This is a genomic window from Vibrio sp. 2132-1 (assembly GCF_033344315.1).
The window spans coordinates 1-963 of sequence record NZ_JAWPON010000126.1 but is presented as its reverse complement, the minus strand read 5'-3'; the positions used below and the strand labels follow the sequence as shown (position 1 = coordinate 963).

Below are 963 nucleotides of genomic sequence, written 5' to 3'. Positions count from 1 at the left end.
ATGTAAGTACCGTTTTGTTGGTCTGGCTGACACTCATCACCCGGTTTAAAGTTCTTTTTGATAACGTTAGGACCTTCCATACAAACGGGCTCTTGTGAGTGACCACCCACAATCATGTCCAAATCGCCTTCATTAAGGTAACGCGCCAAAGCTACATCACCCGGCGCATTGATGCCACGGTTGCCATTTTCGTAGTGACCCATGTGCGTAACAGCGAAAATCAGATCCGGATTTTCTGTTTTTTTCAGTTCTGCAATCAGCTCTTTCGCTTCCGCTTTCGGGTCGCGGAAGTCCACTTGACCGATAAACTCAGGATTTCCCAACTTCGCGGTATCTTCTGTTGTCAGACCAATAACCGCAATTTTAATGCCTTGTTTATTGAACATCGCGTAAGGTTGGAATAAACGCTTGCCCGTTTTTTTGTCGTAGATGTTGGCTGACAGCATTGGGAAGTTAGCCCAATCTTGCTGTTTGAATAGCACATCTAGCGGATTATCAAATTCGTGATTGCCTAACGCCATCGCGTCGTAGCCAATCTTACTCATGCCTTTGAAATCTGGTTCAGCGTCTTGTAAATCAGATTCAGGAACGCCGGTATTAATATCACCACCAGACAGCAACAGCACGCTGCCTCCTTCTGCTTGGATTTCATCACGCAGATCATCGATCAACGTCTTGCGCGCGGCCATGCCGTACTCACCGTGTTTATTCTGCCAAAAACGACCGTGGTGATCGTTGGTGTGTAAGACAGTCAATTTATAAGTGGTATCTGCATTCCATTCATGAGCAGGTTGCGAAGCACATCCAGCCAGCGAGGCCAAAATAGCGGCACTCAAAGCGGTTTTGATAATCAGACGCTGATTCATTTTTTTTCCTTTTTCTTATTGGGATTACTGATGAACATTTTCAAACATTAGAGCTATTTGAAAACCACGCGCACCCTAACACATTGATTTCATAATT

General features: G+C 45.0%; 1 protein-coding gene. It reads right to left on the bottom strand.

Annotated elements, in window-relative coordinates:
- A partial coding sequence (locus R8N47_RS23885) for a metallophosphoesterase (RefSeq protein ID WP_318185935.1) occupies positions 1–866 on the bottom strand: 866 nt, incomplete at its 3' end.
- Positions 867–963: the final 97 nt, after the last annotated feature.